The organism is Armatimonadota bacterium (assembly GCA_013359125.1).
GTDB lineage: Bacteria > Armatimonadota > Fimbriimonadia > Fimbriimonadales > GBS-DC > JABWCR01.
The window spans coordinates 1-19742 of record JABWCR010000012.1; the positions used below are offsets into that span (position 1 = coordinate 1).

At 58.3% G+C, this 19742-nt stretch carries 19 protein-coding genes; 10 read left to right on the top strand and 9 right to left on the bottom strand.

The features are described from left to right. Positions 1 to 316: 316 nt before the first annotated feature. From HUU60_06925 to HUU60_06935, 3 genes are read right to left on the bottom strand one after another with little or no spacing between them, the layout of a single operon-like run. On the bottom strand, positions 317 to 1036 hold the full coding sequence (locus HUU60_06925) for a sulfite exporter TauE/SafE family protein (protein ID NUL82442.1): 720 nt from the start codon (positions 1034 to 1036) through the stop codon (positions 317 to 319). Positions 1037 to 1038: 2 nt separating this feature from the next. After that, positions 1039 to 1572 (bottom strand): hypothetical protein, encoded by a 534-nt coding sequence (locus HUU60_06930; GenBank protein NUL82443.1) that lies wholly within the window; start codon positions 1570 to 1572, stop codon positions 1039 to 1041. Between the two features lie 2 nt (positions 1573 to 1574). Further along, the gene (locus HUU60_06935) at positions 1575 to 2909 is read right to left on the bottom strand and encodes a Gfo/Idh/MocA family oxidoreductase (protein ID NUL82444.1); all 1335 of its coding nucleotides are present in this window, start codon (positions 2907 to 2909) and stop codon (positions 1575 to 1577) included. 30 nt (positions 2910 to 2939) lie between these two features. On the opposite strand from HUU60_06935, the gene ltaE reads away from it, so the two are divergent. From ltaE to recJ, 3 genes are all read left to right on the top strand, one after another. After that, complete coding sequence (gene ltaE / locus HUU60_06940) at positions 2940 to 3947, top strand: low-specificity L-threonine aldolase (protein NUL82445.1); 1008 nt, start codon at positions 2940 to 2942, stop codon at positions 3945 to 3947. A gap of 86 nt (positions 3948 to 4033) precedes the next feature. Further along, positions 4034 to 6511, top strand: coding sequence for a protein translocase subunit SecD (secD, locus tag HUU60_06945; GenBank protein NUL82446.1), 2478 nt, complete (start codon positions 4034 to 4036; stop codon positions 6509 to 6511). A 12-nt stretch (positions 6512 to 6523) separates the two neighbouring features. Beyond that, complete coding sequence (recJ, locus tag HUU60_06950) at positions 6524 to 8227, top strand: single-stranded-DNA-specific exonuclease RecJ (protein NUL82447.1); 1704 nt, start codon at positions 6524 to 6526, stop codon at positions 8225 to 8227. On the opposite strand, the gene HUU60_06955 is transcribed toward recJ, so the two are convergent. After that, positions 8217 to 8708, bottom strand: a complete 492-nt coding sequence (locus HUU60_06955) for a DinB family protein (protein NUL82448.1) — start codon at positions 8706 to 8708, stop codon at positions 8217 to 8219. The two genes, recJ and HUU60_06955, sit on opposite strands and share 11 nt — an antisense overlap. A gap of 35 nt (positions 8709 to 8743) precedes the next feature. Between HUU60_06955 and HUU60_06960 the strand changes: the two genes are divergently transcribed. The 6 genes from HUU60_06960 to HUU60_06985 all read left to right on the top strand — a co-directional run bounded on the left by HUU60_06960 (position 8744) and on the right by HUU60_06985 (position 14664). Further along, positions 8744 to 9442, top strand: coding sequence for a lysophospholipid acyltransferase family protein (locus HUU60_06960; protein ID NUL82449.1), 699 nt, complete (start codon positions 8744 to 8746; stop codon positions 9440 to 9442). Further along, entirely contained in the window at positions 9439 to 10695 is a 1257-nt protein-coding gene (locus tag HUU60_06965) for a hypothetical protein (protein ID NUL82450.1), read from the top strand. Before HUU60_06960 ends, HUU60_06965 begins: the two co-directional genes overlap by 4 nt. 81 nt (positions 10696 to 10776) lie before the next feature. Further along, positions 10777 to 11532, top strand: coding sequence for a M48 family metalloprotease (locus HUU60_06970; protein ID NUL82451.1), 756 nt, complete (start codon positions 10777 to 10779; stop codon positions 11530 to 11532). After that, positions 11529 to 12209 (top strand): glycosyltransferase family 2 protein, encoded by a 681-nt coding sequence (locus HUU60_06975; protein ID NUL82452.1) that lies wholly within the window; start codon positions 11529 to 11531, stop codon positions 12207 to 12209. The genes HUU60_06970 and HUU60_06975 overlap by 4 nt, the downstream gene beginning before the upstream one ends. A gap of 24 nt (positions 12210 to 12233) precedes the next feature. After that, positions 12234 to 12437, top strand: a complete 204-nt coding sequence (locus tag HUU60_06980) for a redoxin domain-containing protein (protein NUL82453.1) — start codon at positions 12234 to 12236, stop codon at positions 12435 to 12437. A 133-nt stretch (positions 12438 to 12570) separates the two neighbouring features. After that, complete coding sequence (locus HUU60_06985; GenBank protein NUL82454.1) at positions 12571 to 14664, top strand: hypothetical protein; 2094 nt, start codon at positions 12571 to 12573, stop codon at positions 14662 to 14664. On the opposite strand, the gene rbfA is transcribed toward HUU60_06985, so the two are convergent. The 5 genes from rbfA to nusA are packed head-to-tail and all read right to left on the bottom strand — an operon-like array spanning position 14661 to position 18654. Beyond that, positions 14661 to 14993: a 30S ribosome-binding factor RbfA gene (gene rbfA / locus HUU60_06990; GenBank protein ID NUL82455.1), complete on the bottom strand. Its 333-nt coding sequence runs from the start codon at positions 14991 to 14993 to the stop codon at positions 14661 to 14663. The genes HUU60_06985 and rbfA overlap by 4 nt on opposite strands. Next, complete coding sequence (locus tag HUU60_06995; protein ID NUL82456.1) at positions 14980 to 15267, bottom strand: DUF503 domain-containing protein; 288 nt, start codon at positions 15265 to 15267, stop codon at positions 14980 to 14982. Before HUU60_06995 ends, rbfA begins: the two co-directional genes overlap by 14 nt. 9 nt (positions 15268 to 15276) lie before the next feature. Next, complete coding sequence (gene infB / locus HUU60_07000; protein NUL82457.1) at positions 15277 to 17217, bottom strand: translation initiation factor IF-2; 1941 nt, start codon at positions 17215 to 17217, stop codon at positions 15277 to 15279. A gap of 25 nt (positions 17218 to 17242) precedes the next feature. Beyond that, positions 17243 to 17494, bottom strand: a complete 252-nt coding sequence (locus HUU60_07005) for a YlxR family protein (protein ID NUL82458.1) — start codon at positions 17492 to 17494, stop codon at positions 17243 to 17245. Beyond that, the gene (gene nusA / locus HUU60_07010; GenBank protein NUL82459.1) at positions 17491 to 18654 is read right to left on the bottom strand and encodes a transcription termination/antitermination protein NusA; all 1164 of its coding nucleotides are present in this window, start codon (positions 18652 to 18654) and stop codon (positions 17491 to 17493) included. The genes HUU60_07005 and nusA overlap by 4 nt, the downstream gene beginning before the upstream one ends. Positions 18655 to 18770: 116 nt before the next feature. Here nusA and era point away from each other — a divergent pair, with 116 nt between their 5' ends. Then, complete coding sequence (gene era, locus HUU60_07015) at positions 18771 to 19709, top strand: GTPase Era (protein ID NUL82460.1); 939 nt, start codon at positions 18771 to 18773, stop codon at positions 19707 to 19709. The last annotated feature ends 33 nt before the right edge of the window (positions 19710 to 19742 follow it).

Consider the following 19742-nt stretch of genomic DNA (forward strand, 5'->3'; position numbering starts at 1 on the left):
TCCCCAAACGCGGAGCGTTTGGGGAGGGGATATAGGGGAGGGGCGCCTTTCGTTCTATCGGGATCCCTCAACAACCGTTCGAACCAGACTGGGCGAGCCTCGGCTCGCCCACTTGACTTTTCAAGACGGTATCTCCACTCCACACCAAACGGCGGGTGCGGAGGGATCGGAAAGGATATCGCACGGACAGTCGATGTTTGTATGCAGTTTTTTTGAGGTCTGCCGCGCCAATCGGGGGGTCTCAAACCGGAGCGCCGGGCTCCTGTTCGGCAGGGCCTCCCGGAAGAGCGGCGCTCCAAAGGGCGTTGATCGACCCTTAAATCCAGCCCGCTACCATCGCAAGGCCGATCGCGACCATCAATGCTCCGACCAGGTAGCGGATGAAGCCCATGGCAGTTTTGCGCATCAGCCGGGCGCCGATCACGGCGCCGACAAAGGCAGCGACGCAGGCCGACGCGACTAACTCCCAGTTCGCAAATCCATGCCGCCAGGAGGCCGCATAGACCGGTATCCGCGCCAAGTCGACCATGATCGCGATCACGACGTTGGTCGCCACGAACGCCGTCGCGCTCAAGCCTAATTTGGTCAAGAATGCCGCTCGCAACGCGCCCTGATGCCCGGACAGGCCGCCAAAGAAGCCGCTGATCAGCCCGCCGACGGGCAGCGCTCGTCGAGAAAACGAGAGGCTCTGCAGGCGGGGGATGAGATCGAACAGCGCGAAGGCGATCATCAAGGCGCCGATGAGCCGCTTTACCTGATCGCCTTCCAGCATCAGCAGGATCTGCGCGCCGCCTATGGCCGCCAACGCGCCGGGCAGGCCGAACTTCAGCGCGATCTCCCAATCGGCCATTCGCGCCAGCAGGCCGGACTTAAAAAGGTTGTTCGCCAGGTGCACGACCGCGGTCATGGCTACGGCGGTCGCCGCGTCGAAAAAGAGGGCGAAGGCGGGCAGCAGGATCGTGCCCAGCCCGAAGCCGGATAGGAGCGTTAACAGCGAGGCGACGAGCGCGACGCTGCAGACGACAGCGTACTCCACAATCAGCGACGGATGCCCAAACTCTTCTCGGGCGTCTCTCGCGCCTCGATCGACTGCGCTAGCGCCTCGCGGAAGTCGCCCACAGCGCCTTTGTGGGCTTGTTTGAGCGCGGCCAGGCTTTCGCGTCCCGGTATGCGCTCTAATGCCATTCTCGCGTCGTATCGGCGTTCGGAGTTTTCTAACAGTTTGGCCAATTGGGGCACGATGCTCCGATCGCCGATCAATCCAAGCAGATAGAACGCTTCGGTCCAAACGAATCGGCTGCGCGGCCCCTGTGCCAACTCTAGAAGTTGGGTTGCCACGTCGCGCGCCTCTCTCGACTCGGGACGGGCGGCATGGTGAACCAGATTGTGCAAGGCCATCATGGCGGCGCGAGCCTGAGCGCGGTCTTCCGACGCTGCCACGGTGGCGATGAAGAAGACCCCTTCCCCGCCCAATCCGGCGGCCATTTTGATGCCGCGCATTCGCATATCGGGATTGATGGACTTTAGCAGTTCGATGACGGTGGCGACTGGTCTTGGATTCTGTCCTTGCACGATTACAGCCTCCAGGGCGGACGGTAGGGCGTCGAGAGGAATCGATTGGCCTCGTCGTCGCCGATGAAGCGCTGGGCCTTGGGGTCCCATCGCAGTTTGCGCCTCAACTGAAAGGCGATATTCGCAATGTTGCCGAGAGTGATGACGCGGTGGCCGACCTCGACGGGCATGGCGGGTCGCTCGCCCGTGCGGATACAGTGCAGAAAGTTCTCTCTATGGCGCACGGTGGCATCGGGCGAACTGCCCTCGAACAGAGGCAGGTGGACGCCCCTGGCGGGCGGCGAATATTCCTTGGCTTTGGGCTCGGTGTCGCATCCGCCGTCCCCGCCCGATAGGAGCAGCGTATCTCGGTCGCCGTGGAACAGAGCGCCCCAAGGGATCTCCTCGTTCGCTCCGGGAAAGCGGTGGCGGGTACCGGGTTGATCCCAAGTCAGCGTCCAGTCGGGGTTTTTAAACTCCCATTTGACGCTCATCGTGTGCGGCACGTCGTACATTCCGTCCTTGTGCAGTTCTCCCGTCGCTTCGACGCTCACGGGGCCGGCATTGTCCTGGTTCATGGCCCACAGCACGATGCTGAGCACGTGGTGGCCGCGGTCGCGCACGAAGCCGCCGCCATAGTCCATGAACCATCGGAAGTTGAAGTGCGCTCGGAGCGCATTGTAGGGAACCCATCGAGCCGGGCCCAGCCACATGTTCCAATCTAGATGCGGCGGCGGCTCCGTGTTTTGTCCCCATCCGCCCGGCCAATTGGGCTCGTGCCACACCTCGACGTGCTTGACGCGGCCGATCTCGCCGTTTCGTACAAACTGGGCGGCGGCGCGGGCATTGTTATTCGAACGCCCTTGCGCTCCGATCTGCACCACGCGCTTATAGTGGCGGGCGGCGTTGATCATGGCGATGCCTTCGTGCACCGTGCTGGCGGTCGGCTTCTCGCAGTAGACGTGCTTGCCCGCCTGCATGGCATGCACGCTCATGATTCCGTGCCAATGGTCGGGCGCCGCGATGTAGACCGCGTCGATATCCTTGCGGTCGAGGATGTGGCGGTAATCTTTGGTCATCAGCGGCTGGCCGACGGTAACGCGCTTGGCCGCTTCGTTCAGATGGTTGAGGTCCACATCGCAGAGCGCCGCGCAATCGGGCGCGATGTGGTTTCGGCCCATGCCGCCGCACCCGATCACGGCTGTTACGATGCGATCGTTTGCGCCCGCCTTACCGGCAATGGCCAGGATGCCGCTGGCGATGACGCTGGGGATGCTGAACGACCCGACGGCCTTGGAGCCGCGGGTCAAAAAGTCTCTTCTGGACAGCGTCTTGTCTTCGTCGCGATGGTCGCCCATTGTCTGCCCAATATGATACACTAACCGACGATGATCGACCTGCGTTCTGACACCGTAACTCGCCCGACTGCGGAGATGATTAAGGCGATGGCCTTAGCAGAGGTGGGAGACGACGTATTGGGCGACGATCCGACGGTCATTCGGCTTCAAGAGCGAGCGGCCGAGCTGACGGGCAAGGAAGCCGCGCTCTTTGTGCCCAGCGGCTGCATGGCCAATCTGGTCAGTCTGTTGACGCTGACCGGGCGGAACGAGGAGGTTATCTGCGGCGGCGAGGCGCACGTCTACACGTCCGAAGTGGGCGGGACGGCGATTTTGGGGAACGTCTTTCTGCGTCCTCTGTCTAATCTGCCCAACGGCCAGATTGATTTGGAACTTCTGGCTGGCGCCGTCCGCCGTGAAATCTATACGCCAGTAACGCGGGTTGTTTCGTTAGAGAACACGCACAATCGCTGCAGCGGCGCCGTGCTGCCTTTGGACTATTTGCGCAAAGTCGCGGCGCTGTGCGAAGAGCGCGGCGTTTATCTGCATTTGGACGGCGCGAGGCTCTTCAACGCCTCCGTTGCATCGGGCATTAGCGTTCGGGATTATGCCTCGACGGCGAAAGTCGTTAATTTTTGTCTTTCAAAAGGGTTGGGGGCGCCGGTCGGCTCAGTGGTGTGCGGCGAGGCGGGGTTTATAGCCGAATGCAAGCGCACGAGGCGGATGTTGGGCGGCGGCATGCGTCAGGCGGGCATCTTGGCGGCTGCTGGGCTGTATGCATTGGATCATCATGTCGAACGCTTGGCGGAGGATCATTGGAACGCCAAGCGATTGGCCGAGGGTTTGGCCAAGCTCCCGGGCATCCAGATCGATCCAAGCCAGATTGAGACCAACATCGTGATCTTTGGAGCGCCTGATCCGGGTCGCTTTGTGCAGATTATGAGTGAAAACGGCGTGCTGTTGAGCCGGTCTGGAGCCAATGTGCGAGCCGTAACGCACTTAGGCGTAGACGAAGCGCAGATCGACAAGGCCATTCAGTTAGCGGCCTCGGTTCTCTAATTCCGTTGGGTTTGGGTATACTTCCTCGGTTTGAAATTGCCGAGCGCGCAGGGATGCGCGTTCTTTTCTGAGGAGGATTCGGACCCTTGCAACGCCATTTACTCTTTTTGGGATTGATCATACTGCTGGCCGTCGGCGCCGGCTGGGTTGTCAAAGAACAGCCCACTCGCCAGGGATTGGACGTTCGCGGCGGTCTTCGGATTCGCCTCAGAGCCGAGATCGATAAGCTTCCGCCGGCCGAACTTCAGCGTTGGAACAACGAGAGCATGGCCACGGTTCGCGGCATTCTCGAAAAGCGCATCGACATTTTGGGCGTTATCGATGCCTATGTCGGCGTCAAGGGTACGGACGAACTGATCGTCGAGCTGCCCGGATTTACCGACGAGGCCGAGGCGAGAAAACTGCTGCAGACTACTGCGAGACTGGAGTTCCGATACGCCAAGGACACGCGCAACCAGCGCATGCCCGGCGCGAGATACGAATTAGATCCGACCGAGGATGAAGCGGGCAACGAGGTCGTTCGATTGCGCGACATGAACGATCCGAAGGATCCGGGTCGGACGATCAAGGAGACCGACCCGGAATACGCCAAGATCATCGAGACTTGGCCCATGATCATCGCAGGCGGAGAGCTTCGCCGGGCGACGGTTCAGGCAACCGGAATGGGGCCGCCGAGCATCGCGCTCGACTTGACGAGCGAAGGCAAGGACAAGTTTGCCACGGCCACTTCCAAGTACATCGAGCAGAATATCGCGATTATCTTGGACGGTCGCATAATTTCGGCGCCTGTGGTGAGAAGCGGCAACCTGCGCGATCCGATCATCGAGGGCAACTACACGCCTGCCAGCGCCACCCAATTTGCTAAGCTCCTGACCGCCGGCGCATTGCCGGTTTCACTGGTCGAAGAGCAGATCATGCGGATCGAGCCGACCTTGGGCAGCCGCGCCTGGGAATCGATCATGCAAGCCGGCATGTGGGGCACCGGCATCATCGCGGTCTATATGCTCCTGTACTATCTGCTTCCCGGCTTCCTGTCGGTCATTGCCCTTTCGCTCTACATCGTCTTCTCGATCGCCCTGTTCAAGATGATGGGCGTTACCTTTTCGCTCCCCGCCATCGCTGGATTTATCTTGTCGATCGGCATGGCGGTCGATGCGAACATCCTGATCTTTGAACGCGTCAAGGAAGAACTTCGCTACGGCAAGACGCTGTTGGCCTCGATCGATGCGGGGTTCAAACGAGCGTTTACGGCAATCTTTGACTCTAACATGTGTACTATCATCACCTCGGGCTTCTTGTACTACTTTGGCACAGGTCCGGTGCAAGGCTTCGCTACTACGCTAGCGCTCGGTGTGGTCATCAGTTTCTTCACGGCGATCACCTGTACTCGGACACTGTTGTACGCGCTGGTCGCCCTGGGCGTGCATCCCGATCCCAAGTGGTTCGGACTAAGGCGCCAATTCGGTGTGGACGTGATTCACGAGGAAGGCGAACGAAAGAAGGGCTTTGATTTTGTCGGCCGCCGAAAGCTCTGGTACGGCATCAGCGCGGCGATGGTGCTGGTGGGCCTGGTGGCTTGGCTCGGCTTGGGCGGTTTGAAGTTCGGCATCGACTTTGCGGGCGGCAGCGAACTGATCGTCAAGTCGGAGCGTCCCATTACTTCGAGCCTGGGCGAGGTCGAACGGCTCTTGCGCGGCGCCGGCTATCAGCGGACCAGCGCGCAGTTTGCCGAGGGCAATCAGCAATTGATCCTTCACATTGCGGACGGTAAGGAAGAGGATCGCGCCAAGGTCATGGAGGCGCTGAAACCGCTTGGAACCTTGGAAGAGGTCAGCTACGCCGCGATCAGTGCCCGAGTTCGGGACGAGATTGTGTACAACGCGCTCCTGGCGGTTATTTTGTCGCTCGGCTTCATCATGTTCTACATCACCATTCGCTTTGCGATAGAGGGCGGCTGGACGGGTCTCAAGTTTGGCGTTTGCGCGCTGATCGCGACCTTTCACGACGCTTTGGTGGTGGTGGGCGCGGCGGCATTGTTCGGCTATCTGCTCAACTGGCAGGTCAATTCGCTCTTTTTGACCGCCATTCTAACCCTGATCGGATTTTCGGTACACGATACGATCGTCGTATTCGACCGCATCCGAGAGAACCTAAAGCATCGTCAACGGGGCGAGCAGTTCGAACAGATCGTCAACAAGAGCATCTTGCAGACGCTCGCACGCTCGATCAATACGACCTTGACCGTGGTGTTCGCGGTGGGCGCGCTGCTCTTCTTTGGCTCGGTTTCGCACGACCTGCGGCACTTTTATGTGGCGATGCTCGTTGGTCTGATCAGCGGTACGTACTCGTCCATTTTTAACGCCAGCCAGTTGATCATCGATTGGGACAACATGCGGCGCCGCTCTGCCGAGCGGCAAGCCTCCGCGATGACCGCAACGGCCACGGGCAAGCCCATGCAAGCAACGCCCAAGGCAGGCGTTGACAGATCGGACGAAGAGGCTAAGTCTGCCTCCGCGGCCAAGTCGGCGCCCAGCAAGCCCGCCAAGCGCAAGCGACGGTACTAAATCAAGTCCGGCATGGCGCGTTATCAGTGGCGTCTGACGCCTAAGAACGATCATCGGGCGCACGCCCTTTCGTCTGAACTGGGCGTTTCCGAAGTCGTCGCTTCGTTGCTTCTGAATCGCGGCATCAAAGACGTTGACGAAGCGAGGCGCTTTCTAGAGCCGGACTACGAGCACTTAGCCGACCCCTTGCTATTGCCCGATGCCAGGTTGGCGGTTCAACGACTTGTCAGAGCGGTCAAAGACAAGGAGACGATCGTCGTTTTTGGCGACTACGACTGCGACGGAGTCACCTCGACCGCGCTTTGGAAGGACTGCCTCGAACGCTTGGGCGCCAAGGTTGCGGCCATTCTCCCCAGTCGGAGCGCGGACGGCTATGGCCTGAACGCTTCCTCTATTGCGAGCGCGAGGGAGATTGGCTCTAAGCTGATCATAACCTGCGACTGCGGCTCAACGGCGCATCAGGTGATCGAGCAGGCCGCGTCCTACGGCATCGAGACCATTGTTACCGACCATCACCAACTGGGCGACGACCTTCCCAAGGCGCTGGCCGTCGTCAATCCCCATCGCACCGACAACCAATATCCCTTTGAGCATTTGAGCGGCGTCGGCGTTTCGTTTCGACTGGCAGAGGCTCTCGCGATCGAGCTAGGGCTTCCGATCCATAACTTTCGAAAAAGATACATCGACCTAGCGGCAATTGGCACGGTCGCGGACGTTATGCCCCTCATCGGCGAAAATCGCATCTTTGCCAAGGCTGGGACCGAGGCGCTGTCAAATCCCGATCGGCCAGGGCTGAGGGCGCTGAAGCGTTTGGCCGGGCTGAGCAGCGCCGTCGATCCGCGGGCAATCGGCTTTGTCATCGGCCCACGGTTGAACGCCGCCGGGCGCATGGATCATGCCAGCCTCGCGCTTCAGTTGCTTTTGACCAAGGATGAAGAAGAATCGCTAGCCTTGGCGGAACGACTAGAGCGACAAAACTCGGATAGACAACACATCCAGCAGGAGGCCCTGGCCGAGGCCGAGGCGCAGATCGAACAGGATAGCCTGATGAACGAAAAGGCTATCTTGGTTAAAGCCGACGGCTGGCATATGGGCATTATCGGCATTGTCGCCGGGCGATTGGCCAATAAACATGCCCGTCCAGTGTTCGTGATGACATCCGATGCCGACGGCCGCGATTATGTGGGCAGCATCCGAAGCGGAGGTCGGGTGGACATAAGACCGATCTTAGAAGCCCTTTCGCCGCTATGCACTAAGTCTGGAGGGCACCCCCATGCGGGCGGCTTCAGCATTCAGGGCGACAAGATTGACGAGTTTGCCGAGCGACTTCGCGAAACCTCAATCGCGCTCATTCCGGACGAAGCGCTTGTCCCAATTCTCAACGTCGATGGCGAGGTCGATGCGCCTGAGGCCAATTTGCGCCTCTTAGAAGAGCTCGATCGGATGGCGCCGTTCGGCCATGGCAACGAGAGGCCGACGTTCGTGTCGCGCAATGTTCGAGTTTTGGCCAGCCGACCGACCAAGGACGACAAGCACCTTCAACTGAGCCTTATCGGCGATCGCGGCATTCCCATAAAGGGCATCGCGTTCGGCATGGGCTCGATTCCTATTGCCGCCGGCTCGACTGTAGACGTTGCTTACCAGTTAGAGTTAGACGAGTTCAACGGCAACCGCAACGCTCAGTGGAACATACAGGACGTTGAGATCAAGTCGTAGGAAAAGTCGGCATCATCCGCATCAGCCAGATCTGGCCGGTATGGTAGCTGGCGTGCTGGGCAAGCCGAACTAAGCCCTCGCTTCCTCGCACCGTGTCGCCGATCGGGCTGGTGATCGGCCTGCTCAGCATCTCTTCCGATGCGATCAAGAACACGGGCTCAATGCGTCCGGCAGCTTTGCCCAGCGCCGACTCGATTGCGTCTCCAGTAAACTCGGTTTCTGGGATTGGGAAAGCGCCTTCTCTCAGGAATCCCATGATGACCGCTTGATCGATGGCTCGGTCGGCTTCGGTGGTCGGCTCGGGCCAACCTACGATCCGATTAGCCCAGTAATGCTCCGCCCCGGCAATGTGATAGAGAATTTCGGCAATGTTGTGCCCGCCTTCGTACGGCCGCCAGCGCAATTGCTCGTCCGAAATCCCCTCGATCGATTGAGCCAGGCGAACCCTTCCAAACTTCCATACTTCGTGAAGCTCCCTCATAGCGCGATTATACCGGTGGTATCATTCCGGCCAGCATGAGCGTTGAAGCCCTGCCTGCAGAGGAATCGCCCGACCTCGACCGCGACCGACACAACCGCAAAGCGCGGCGCATCGGACGCGCCATTCACTGGTTTACTCGGCTGCTGCTGGCAACCGTAAGGATAGAGGTCGATGGCGAGAACAACCTGCTGCCCGTAGAACAGGCCGGCGGCCAGTTAGCGCTTTGGCACGGTCGCACGATGCTCGGCATTTACCGCTTTGCCCATCGTAACTGGTGGGCGATGATTTCGCAATCCAAAGATGGGGAGATTCAAAAGAACGTGGTCGAGTCGTTTGGGTTCAACACCATTCGGGGCTCGACTGGGCGCGGCGGTGTAAGAGCCGCGCTGCAAGCCTCGCGCAAGATCAAAGAGGGCGCGTTCTTTGCTTTGACGCCGGACGGTCCGCGCGGGCCGCATCAAAAGGTGCAGCAAGGGGTCCTCTTTATCGCTCAAAAGTCGGGCAGTCCTATCGTGCCCACGGGGATCGCCGCCAACCGATTCTGGGCAATGAAGTCTTGGGATTCCTATATGATTCCAAAACCGTTTTCTCGCGCGGCCATCGTGTTTCTGCCTCCAATTTCCGTTCCGGCAGAGGCGGACGAAGCGACATTGGCCGAGATCGCGATCGAACTGGAAAACGCCATCAACGAAGCACAGGCCAAGGCCGAGAGGATCGTTCGAGGAGAGCGTTGATTCTCGTTTACAACATTGCGCTTCTGCTGACCGCACCGATTTGGCTGGCCTACGCCCTCTACCGCATAATCTTTGGCACATGGCGCAGCGATTGGCAACACCGTTTTGGCTTTGTGCCTCGCTCCTCGCGCCCCTCGGTTTGGATTCATGCGGTCTCTGTCGGCGAGATGATCGCTGCCATCCCTGTAATCAAAGCTCTGCGCAAGCAACGTCCGCAATCCTACATTGTGCTGACGACCACAACGCCCGGAGGGCGCGAAATCGCAGACAGACAGGCCGCCGAGTGGGTCGACCAAATCGCCTACTTCCCTCTCGACCCCTTTGCCTGGATCGGCGTTCGCCGGATTCGCCCAACCGTGCTGGCTCTGATGGAATCTGAGTTCTGGCTAAACGCTCAGTGGTTTGCTAAACGGCAAGGAGCCACGGTACTCTTGTTGAACGGTCGGGTCTCGGATCGTACCTATCGGCGCGCTCCCCGGTTTCGATTCTATTACCGGGCGGCATTAGGACTGATCGATCAAGCGCTCGCACAAACTCAGACCGATGCCGACCGTCTTACAGCGCTAGGCGCCGATGCCGCCAGAACCGTCGTCGCCGGAAACACAAAGTTCGACGAAGCGTTAGACGAGACGGAAAGCGGCGCGCAATGGAAAACCACGCTTGGGCTGCCGCCAGAATCCAAACTCTTGGTAACGGGAAGCTCGCGCAGCCGCATGGAGGACGATCTGGCCATTAGAGCCTTCGTTGTAATAGCCAAGGCCGTTCCATCTCTGCGGCTGTTGCTCGCGCCGCGCCATCTCGACCGAGTCGAAGAATGCCTGGCGGCCTGCCGAGAGGCCGGGCTTTCGGCTGTTCGTCGCTCTGCAATCAGTGGCCCGCACGATCATCCCGTGATCGTTTTGGACACTTTTGGCGAGCTTTCCCGCATCTATTCGGCGGCAGAAATCGCCATCATCGGCGGCGGTTTCGAGCCTTTTGGCGGACAGAATCTGATCCAGCCATTGGCGCGCGGCGCCCCGGTCATTTTTGGCCCGCACATGCACAACTTTCGCGATGCCGCCCACATGGCCAAGAGCGAAGGCGCGGGGTTTGAAACAAACTCCGCTGACGAAACGGCAAAACTGTGCATCCGAATTTTGACCGACGACGCGCTAAGGCTCTCCCTATCTGAGAAGGCAAGGCGCTTAGCAAAAGCCAATCAGGGCGCGTCCGAACGATGTATCGCGGCAATCTCGGCAACGCTCAGCGACTAATCGCCGTCGCCTTTGATAGCGGGAGCCATCTGCTCTTCGGGTTCGTATTATAAATCTGAAGAGAGGTATACTATAAACGCCATGAGCTACGACCGACTGGCTGTTCGGCTCATCCTCTGGATGGCTCTGGCCCTCATGGGGTTAGGTCTCGGATGTCGCCGCGCAGTCGTCTGGAACGCTAAGCAAGAAGTCGAAATTGGCAAGCAAGGCTCTGCCGAAATCGAGAAGGAATACAAGCTCGACAAGAACCCCGCTCGCGTCCGACTGGTCGATGGAATCGGATCGCGATTGGTCAAGGTTGCCGGCAAGAAGGAATACGCTTATACCTTCAAGGTGCTCGACCTGGACGACATCAACGCCGTCTCTTTGCCGGGCGGCCCGATCTATGTTTTTAGGGGCCTCATCGAGGCTGCGAGCGACGAGGACGAGGTTTCCGGCGTAGTGGGGCATGAGCTAGGCCACATTAACGCCCGACACATCAACAAGCAACAGACCAAGCGCTTGGCCATCAACCTTGCCGTCCTGATCGGCACAAAAGGTCGCCCAAGCGATCTGACGGACATCGGATCGGCGCTGTTGATGCTCCAATACAGCCGCGACGACGAGTACGAAGCCGACAGGCTCGGCATCGAGTACAACTACAAAGCCGGATACGATCCCCACGGGATCGTGCGGTTCTTCGAGCGATTGCAAAAGCTTGAAAAAGGCGGCGACAAAGGCATCTTGGCCAACCTGCGCTCGCATCCTTTGACCGAAAACCGCATCTGGCGGGCGCAAGAGCACATAGCCAAAGTTACTGGAACGCCCGCGCCTCCTAAGCCGGGGGGCAAAAAGTGAGAGTTGCCGCCGTCATCCCGGCATACAACGAAGAGCGCCGGATCGAGCGCGTGCTAGAGGCGGTTTGCCAAGCCGACTGTTTGGATGAGATCATTGTCGTGAACGACGGCAGCCAAGACAACACGGCAGAAGTCGCCTCTAGGTTTTCGGGCGTGCGCGTGCTGGACCTCCCTCGCAACAAGGGCAAGGGCGGCGCGCTCTTCGCAGGAGTCTCAGCAACCGATGCGCCCGTCGTTCTCTTCCTGGACGCCGACCTGATCGGCCTCAAACCCGAGCACATCGAGGCAATCGTCGAACCCGTAGTCGCCAGTCAATGCGCTATGGCTATCGGCGTTTTCCGTGGCGGCCGATTTCTGACCGATTGGGCGCAGCGCCTCGCCCCCATGATCAGCGGCCAGCGCGCGCTAAAACGCGAGATTTTCCTAAGCATCCCGGGCGTGGAAGAGGCTCGAATGGGCGTCGAGGTCGCAATGACGCTTCGCGCTAAGCAGACTCGATGCACCTTGGCGATGATCCCGGTCTCGGGCATCACGCACACTATGAAGGAAGAAAAGCTCGGTTGGTTGAAAGGCACTGCGGCACGGTGGCGAATGTACTATGAAATCTTCCGCACTGTTGCTCGCATGAGCGCCATCAGCCGCGCCCAGCGCCGCCTGCGAAAAAGCAACTTGGATTGACCCCTCCTTGGGCATGATTCAGTCGTGGAAAACGCTACCCTGCTTCCCCGCTTTGAGGCCGCTACCACCCACGAGAGCCTTGAGGATTATAGGGGCAAGCGGCTCGCGCTCTTCTCTCATCCGGCCGATTTCACGCCGGTCTGCACGACCGAGTTTTTAGCGTTCAGCCGATGCCCGGGTTGCGAACGAAGCCAACAACAGTGTCGTGGACTGGTATTTCACTACTAACGAGACGGCGGGATAGGGAAAGAACGCTCAAGCCATTTGAGATCGTTGGGCATGTAGGGGCTGCGCGCACGGCGTTGCCCCTGGGAACTTGAAGTCGATAGACTGCGTCAAAAAAAACGGAGGTGCTATATAAGTGATTCGATTTCTCGTCGTATGTCTTGTCGGCTTAGCCATCGCATCTGCGCAAAAACCGGACTATTTGCAAGAACGCTACCGAACCAAGCCCGATCAACCCACCGGCATATTTAGAGATGCAACCGCCAACGGAGAATGGCTTATGACCGAGGGAGCCAGCAACTCTTCGGAAAGAGCCCTTTGGCGACTGCCTCAGGGCTCGCTTGAAGAAGCGATCGACAGTAACAACGTTGCTCTTTTCTCACCGAACGGCGCTTGGCTTGCCTTCAAAGATCGACAGACGCGCATCCGATTCTTAAACCTCAGCACGATGCGGGTTCAGTCAATTTCACCGCCTCTCGGCACTAGAAATCCCATCCAGTTTTCTAGAGACAGCAGTCATTTGTGGACTCGATTTGGACAGGGGTATGCATGGATCAACATCGCATCGGGGGTTCTCACGCCCGTATTTCTCCCTTTCACAGACTTTGTTACGTCCGATCTCGAGGGACGCTTTCACGCAAGAAAGACGCAGTTTCCCAACATTCGCGCTCGACTACAGGTTTACGACCGAAACTCCAATCTAATGTCGGTCGATGCGGAAATTGGCGGAACGGTCAATGACGTCGCGTTCAGTCGTGACGGTTCGACGGTCTGGGCGCTGGGGCGATACGACCAGGTATCGTTTCTTTATGGCTTTGCATCGGCGATCGGGCAGCCGATAGCGTCGCACCGCCTTACACTGCAAAGCCCAGTCTTTATGGGTATATCGCCGAATAATCAAGCGATCTTCACGGTCACCGGACCGGGCGATGCGACATTGGTCTCAGTGTCTCTGGAGACCGGCCAGATCGTCGGTACGTACCATCGGCCTCCAAACAATTCCAGCACTATAACTCGCCTCGTCGGAGACGGCTCCAAAGCGATCGTCGGGCTGCGCCCCGCCGGATGGCCTTTCTGGACGAGCAAACTCGATATGATCGACCTATCGACCATGCAAACTGAACAAACGCTAGGCGAAGCGCTATGGCAGCCGCTACAGGCAGGACTTCGAAGCAAGGCTCATTGGGAACGACGAAGAGTTTTCAATCCGAGCACACTTGAGGTTGCAAATACTCTCGTTCTGTACGACGCTAACGGAAACGAAGAGCAATCGTTTGACTTAGGCGGGCAGTTTCAATCGCTCAGCATCTCCGCAGACGGTACCGTAGCTACCGTCTCATACTCGGATCGGACTGAAATCCGACGCGTTACCGATTGGGCGCTAACTCAAACATTGTCGTCAGCCGTCATCAGAACTATCAGCCGCGATGGCGCCCTGGGTCTGACAGCAAGCCAGCTGCCGCCTCGGATCATTGACCTTCGGACCGGCGTCGATAGGTCAACTCTCGATCGCCCGGTCAGCGCTGCATCCCACGAGTTTAGCTTCGACAATTCCCTTCTCTATGTTTGGTTTAATGTCGATGAAGGCGGAAACGTCGGCGGCGAAACACGGCCGGGAGCGCATCTTTGGGCTTTTTCTACTGACACCGGCATGCGAAGTTGGGCGATCTACGATCCTGGAAGGCGCGTCGCAGGCGCTTGTCCTCTTCCCGGACCAGGTGGCTTCCTTCTCCATACCACCGCGCCTGGAACGCTATCCAATCTAAAGTTCTATGATTCGAACGGGCTGATAACGCGGCAATCCGTACAGGGCGTCTGGCCGGCCGCTCCCTACTATCCCAGCCCGGACGGTCGCTTCCTATCCTACTCTGGGAGCTCTGGAGACCTCTTTCCAGTCCCGGGCGGCGCTTGGCGATCCATCCGAATGTTCGACCTCATGCCGGTTGCGGCGGTTAGATACCTTGACGATGTGTACCAAGCTACGACCTTCGTTCCGTCCCACGATCACAAGACCTTGCTCCACTCGACGCCGTTCGATAGCCGCATATACCGGAATCCGTTTGGACCGGGAGACGTTGACATGAGCGGCTGCGTCGACGCCACCGACCTCGAGCTTGCTCTAAGATATTTGGGAACGTTCAATCCTAAGATCGATCTGAACGGCGACGGCTGGGTAACGAACGAAGACATCGCCATCGTCCTCAACAACATAGACGACGACTGCGACTAGTCTCGTATCAGCCGGTTGATACGGTCCAACTTGCTCAGGCTGTCGTCCGCCTCGAACGACAGTTTGGGCAAGCGCTTAAGTCGCAATCGTTTGCCCAAAAGCGACTGTAAAAACCCGGCCGAACCTTGAAGCGCCTCGACAGCGCCCTCCGCCCCATCCATGCTGCTGACAAAGATGCGAGCATGAGAGAGGTCCTTGCTCACCTGAGCGCGGGTGATCGTTACCAGCCCAATGCGCGGATCGTTCAGATCTCTCAAGATGGCTTGGCTGATCTCGGCGACTAGCAACGACTCGATTCTGTCCATTCGGTTCATGTCAATCGATCTCAAGCGCGACCGCCTGAATCTGGACGCGCAACTCCTTATCGATAAGCTCCTGCGCCTTGCTCAACATCGCGTTCACCGCCGACCGATCGTTCGAGACGCACGCGATGGCAATGGTCGCTGTCTGGCAGAGGTCATGGTCGTCCACCTCGGAAACGGAAACGTTGAATGCGCTACGGATACGAACGATAAGGCTTTGAACGACTTGCCGTTTCTGCTTAAGCGATTGGGCGCCCGGCACGGCAAGGCGCAATGTGAGAACTCCAATTCGCGCTGCCATGGCTCGGCACTAATCCAGTTCCTTCTGGCGCACCTGGTAGCATTCGATCTTGTCGCCAACCTTGTAGGCGGTAAAGTCGTCCAGATTGATGCCGCACTCGTATCCGGCAGCGATCTCGCGAACGTCTTCCTTTATGTGCCGCAACGAGGCGACCTTGCCGTCATAGACGACCTCGCCCTCGCGGATCAGCCTCGCGTTGTAACCGCGATAAATCTTGCCGTCCAACACATAGCTTCCAGCGACCGTTATGCCGCGGCTCAGTTTGAACACGGCGCGAATCTCCGCCGTGCCGCAGTAAACTTCTTCGTACTCCGGCTCCAGCAGACCGCGCAGCGCTTTTTCAATGTCGTTCAAAAGTTCGTAGATGATTTTGTAGCTGCGCACGTCGATTCCGTCCGACTTGGCAATTGCTTCGGCCTTCGGTTCGACCTTGACGTTAAAAGCCAAGATGACCGCATTGGCGACCGAGGCCAGTTGGACGTCCGATTCGTTGACGTTTCCAACCCCTGCATGGACGACGAGAATGTCGATGTTCTCCGGCGGCTCAATGTTCATCACAGCGTCTCGGATCGCCTCGACGCTGCCCCATACGTCGCCTTTGATGATGACCGCCAGTTCCTTAAACTGATCGCTCTCTAGATGGCGATAGACATCTTCAAGCTTCAGCTTCTTCTTCTGCTGATGCTTAAACTTCTCTTCGCGCTCTGCGTTCTGTCGTTCCTGCGCGATCTGTCTAGCCATTGATTCGCCAGATGCGACGGTCAACCGATCGCCCGCCAATGGCACGTTTTGAAGCCCAATAATCTCCACGGGGGTCGCCGGACCGGCCTTGTCCAACTGATTGCCCTTATGATCCAACATCGCGCGCACTTTGCCCATTGTGTTGCCAACGTTGATGATGTCGGATCGCTTGAGCGTTCCCTGCTGGATCAGCACGGTCGCCAACGGGCCGCGTCCTTTGTCCAGCTTCGCCTCGATCACCGTGCCCTCTACCGGTGCGGATGGATCGGCCTGGTAATCTTCGACTTCGGCGACCAATAAGATCATTTCGAGCAACTTGTCCACGCCCTCGCCCGTGATCGCCGATACGGGCACCATGATCGTCTTGCCGCCCCAATCTTCCGGTACCAGTTCGTATTCGGTGAGCATCTGCCTGACTTTCTCAACGTTGGCCTCGGGCTTGTCGATCTTGTTGATCGCCACCATCAGCACCACGCCCGCGTTCTTGGCGTGGTTGATCGCCTCGATAGTCTGCGGCATCACGCCGTCGTCCGCCGCCACCACCAGCACAGCGATATCGGTAACCTGTGCGCCCCGCGCCCTCATGGCGGTAAACGCGGCATGGCCCGGCGTGTCTAAGAAGGTAATCAGCTTCCCATCGGTCTCTACCTGATAGGCGCCGATGTGCTGAGTGATGCCCCCGAACTCGCGCTCGGTGACCTTGGTCTTTCGAATGTAGTCCAAAAGCGAGGTTTTGCCGTGGTCGACATGGCCCAAAATCGTTACGACCGGCGGTCTTGGCTGCATTCCGGCCGTCTTCAGCGCTTTCTTCGCCTTGGGCGCCACAACCGCCTGTGCCTGAGGCTCCTGCCATCGCGCGGTCAATCCAAATTCCGAGACGACCAGTTCGGCCAGTTCTTTTTCTAGCTTCTGGGTCAGCGTAAACAGGTGGCCCTCGCCCATCAGAACCTTTTGCACTTCGGTCGGCGTCCTTTCTAAGGTTTGCGCCAACTCTCTGACGGTGATTTGGGGCGGCAGAACAATGGTGCGGAGTTCGTCGCCCAGATCGGTCGCCATCTCGCGCAGAGTGTCCGCGGTCTCTTGATCGATGCCGGACTTGGCGGCGTCGGCCGGCACGCCCAACTCGGTCAATACCTGCAACAACCGGTTGGACGGCACCTCAAACTCTTTCGCCAGCTCCTGAACGCTTACTTTTGCCATTGTCTCCATTGCTCGAATCTCCGAGCATCTGCCTTTATTGTACCAAAAGTCCGACGACCTCGTCCCACGCCCAAGACGCTATCTGCGCCTTGAGAAGGCGAGAGGCCGTTCCCTTCTTCTTTGCCTTTTCAATGCACTCGGCCGTGCGACAAAAATAAACCGACCGGCCGTGCACTCTCGAATCGCCCGCGACTACTACAGACCCGTCCTTCAATCGCACAATGCGAACAAACTCCTGCTTCGCTCCGCACCTTCTGCAGGCGACGCAACGGCGGAGTTGGTTCATCCTGCTGCGTGAGCTTGTTCTGCTTCGACCGGCGTTTCCTCGACCTTAGGCTCTTCGGGAGAGGCTGACGAATGTTGAATCTCCTCCGGCGAAAGGCTCTTTCCAGAGCGCTCTTGCGCTAATTGCGCTTCCGATCTCACGTTCAGTTTCCAGTTGGTCAATTTGCTCGCCAATCGCACATTGACGCCGTTGCGGCCAATAGCCAGCGAAAGTTGATTGTTAGGCACCACCACCATCGCCTCGGTCTTTTCCTCATCCAACTCAACACGGTTCACTCGCGCTGGGCCCAATGCTTCCATAATGAAAAGCTGAGGGTCGGAATGCCACAAGATCACGTCCACTCGTTCGCCAAAGAGCTCATCGGTTACAGCTTGTACCCGGGCGCCCCTGTGCCCGATGCACGATCCGACCGCGTCCACTCTTGGATTGCGGGAGGTAACGGCTACCTTTGCCCGCACGCCCGGCTCGCGAGCAACCGCCTTCACCTCGATTTGTCCTTCCTCAATCTCGGGCACTTCTAAAGCCAATAGACGTTCGACCAATCGCGGATGAGTCCGAGAGACCATCGCGCGAATGCCCTTCTCCCGATCGATGACTTGTAGAACGTAAACGCGCAACCGTTCGTTAAACCGATATCGCTCCGTCGGTACCTGCTCGGAATAGGCCAACAGCCCCTCGACGCGACCGATTGCCACAATGGCATTGCGACCCTCGAACCTTTGAATAGTGGCCGAAACGATGTCGCCTTCTCTGCGCTTCAGCTCATCGACGGCATGCTTGTTCTCTCGCTCTCGAATATTCTGCTTTAGCACCTGCATCGCGGTGCTGGCGGCGATCCGCCCCATATCGAGATGTTCCGTCGGCACCTCGACCTCATAAAGATCGCCTACCTCGTACTTCTCGTCTAGCTTCTGCGCTTCTTCCAATGAAATCTGCGTCTGATCGGACGTTACGACCCCGACCACTTCCTTGTGAGCATAGACGTGAAACTCTCCCACACGGGTATCCAAGCTGACGGTAACGATGGCGCTTTCCGGCATTCCAACGTGCTTTTTGTACGCTTTGGCCATCGCATTCTCAAGGTCTTCGATCAGCTCCTCGACCGGAATGTCGCGCTCTTGCGCCAATTGTTGCAAACCCTCGTAGATTCCTCTATTCATAATGTTCACCTGCAGAGTAACAGCACGCCTATAAAAAAGAGTGGGTTGCGCCCACTCTCCTTGCGCCCTCTGATGCCCCTGCGACAAGAGTATACCCCAAAGGTATAATCCTGCCGATGATTGCCGAGCCGACCGTCGAGCCGAACCTCGCTCCCTGGAACAGCGACCCCGAGTTTCGCGCTGGGTATGTCGCTGTAGTGGGGAGGCCGAACGTAGGAAAAAGCTCGCTGGTCAACCTCTTCGTCGGCCGAAAAGTCTCTATCGTCTCCCCTCGCCCTCAAACCACGCGTCGGCGCATCTTGGGAGTTATGAACTCCGAAAAGTCTCAGGCCGTATTTTTGGATACGCCCGGCATCCATCGTCCCAAGCACCGACTAGGACAATATATGCTGGAATCGGCCGTCTCGGCCTTGACCGACGCCGATTGCGTCTTGGCGGTCGTCGATGCCTCTTGCCTGCCAGGTCAGGAAGATCGACACATAGCCGAACTCTTAGAGAACGAGGCCAAGTGCGACGTGATTTTGGTGATGAACAAGATGGATCGGCTGAAGCCGGAGCACGTCGTGCGCAATACCGAAGCTTATGTCGCCCTGTTCAAACCCGCCGAGTGGATGATGACGAATGCCCTCCGAGGGCACAACAAAGAAAAGCTCTGGAAGCTGATCGAACCCCGGCTGCCCCTCTGCCCGCCGCTTTTTCCGCCCGACCAAATCACCGATCAGCCCGAACAGACCCACGCCGCCGAGCTAATCAGAGAGAAAGCGCTGATCCACACCTACCAAGAAGTGCCTCACAGCGTCGCCGTTATGATCGAGCAATGGAAAGAGGAGCGCGAAGATCTGCTTCATATTTCCGCCACGTTCATCGTAGAGCGAGACGCGCACAAAGGCATCCTCATCGGACATGGCGGGCAGATGATCAAGCAGATCGGCCAAGAGGCGCGATTAGAGATGGAAGAATGGCTGGGCAAGAAGGTCTTCCTCGAACTGTGGGTCAAAGTGAAGCCAAAATGGCGCAATCACCCCGCCTTGCTGAACGAGTTGGAGTATCGGTGAAAATTGACCGTAACCATGCAGGCAGGAGAACGG